The organism is Dietzia sp. SYD-A1 (assembly GCF_015356725.1).
Taxonomy (GTDB): Bacteria; Actinomycetota; Actinomycetes; order Mycobacteriales; family Mycobacteriaceae; genus Dietzia.
Genome location: NZ_JADDKI010000533.1, coordinates 1 through 1,783 on the forward strand (window position 1 = coordinate 1; position 1,783 = coordinate 1,783).

Below are 1,783 nucleotides of genomic sequence, written 5' to 3' on the forward strand. Positions count from 1 at the left end.
GGCGGGCGCCACCCGGGTGAGGCCGGCCGGGACCGCGTGCGCCGTCGTCCGGCCCCCCTCGCGCCTCAGGTGGGCGAACGCACGCAGGTCGACGTGCCTCCGCTGCATGTGGGTGCCGTCAAAGGTCGGAAGCGTGGACAGGGCCACCACCTCCTGTGCGATGAACCCCTCGGGTCGGGTGAGCAGCTCTTCGCGCCGTGCGGCCAGTTCCGCCTCGGAGCACTCGGGCCCGATGGTGATCCCCAGCCCCCCGTACCCGTCGATCGGTTTGACCACCAGCTCGCCCAACCGTTCCAGCACCAGGTCGCGCTGGGTGCGGTCCGCACACAGATAGGTCGGGACCTGGTCGAGGATCGGGGTTTCGCCCAGGTAGAAGTCGATCATCGCGGGAACCGAAGCGTAGACGGCCTTGTCGTCCGCCACCCCGTTCCCGAGGGCGTTGGCCAGCGTCAACCGTCCTCCGGCCAGGGCGTCCAGCAGACCGTCCCGGAGCGGCTCGCCGTCGAGCCCCGGAGAGCTGAGCAGCATGTCCTCGTCGATCCGCGCGTACACCACGTCGACCCTGACCAGCTCGTCCCCGGCCCTGCGGTGCAGGATCCCGTCGCGGAAGACCACCTCGTCGGGAGTGACGAGGGGCAGTCCGGTCCGGTCGGCGATGAGGCGGTGCTCGAACCACGCCGAGTCCGCGGGACCGGACGACATCACCACCGCGTTCGGGGTGTCACCCGCCGCCGGTGGAGCCGCGGCGTGCAGGGTGTCGCGGATCATGGGGAACGCCTGGTCGGGCGAGTGGAGATCAAACTCGTCCACGAGATCTCCGAACAGGGTCGCCGTCATCTCACGGTGGGCGGTGGAGAAGGCGATGCCCGAGGGGACGCGGACGTTGTCCTCGAGCACCAACCACCGACCGTCGTCAGCGCACACCAGGTCGATCCCGCAGATGTGGGCCCGGACCCGGCCCGCCCCCGGTGCCTGCCCGGTGCCGGTCCGGAACCCCGGCGCGCGGTCCAGGGCCTCGGGGGTGAGGTGCCCGGCCGCCACGAACTCCTGCTCGCCGTAGACGTCATCGAGGAACGCGTCGAGCGCTCGGGCGCGCTGCTCGATGCCCGCGGCGAGCCTCTCCCATACCTCTGCGGTGAGGATCCGTGGGACGAAGTCCATCGGGAACGCGTGGGGCCGCTCCTGGCCGGTGACCCGGAACGTGACCCCGGCGACCGAGGCCTCCTGTTCCGCCCTCACCTGCCGGGCGCGGAGCCTCACGGTGCCGATCCTCTGCAGGGCGGTGAGGACCGGGTCGTACGGGGCCCGCGGTCGCCCGCCCACCTCGACCGCCTCGTCCCAGCTCGGATCCGAGTCGAGTCCCTCGATGGGCAGGTAGACACCGAACAGCCTCGCGTGCGCGTCGGGCACCGGCGACCGGGAGCCGCTGGTGCCGCCGGTCTCCACCACGAGCAGGTCCACGATGTCCTGGACGTGACCGCGGCGACGCAGCGTCTGTCGCTGACGGAACGCGCTGCTGCCGTTGTACAGGGCGTCGTGGACCAGTTCCCGCACCATGTCCAGGTCACCCGTGGCCTCGAGCTGACCGGTCAGGGAGTCGACCAGGTCGGTGATGACGTCGGCCGCGGGACGTGGCCGGAGGCTGACCGGATCCACCAGGGAGCCCTCGAGGCCGGAACGGGCCGCGCGCCACAGCGCCGCCCGGAGCCTCGTCTCCACCGGGGCGGCGGGCTCCGCACCCCCGGCCAGGGCGGCGGCCTCACGTTGGACAAGCGCGCGGAAC

At 72.0% G+C, this 1,783-nt stretch carries 1 protein-coding gene; it reads right to left on the reverse strand.

From position 1 onward, the window contains the following. The coding region (locus tag IY392_RS16525; protein WP_194861811.1) for a circularly permuted type 2 ATP-grasp protein at window positions 1-1,783 on the reverse strand (1,783 nt) is incomplete at both ends.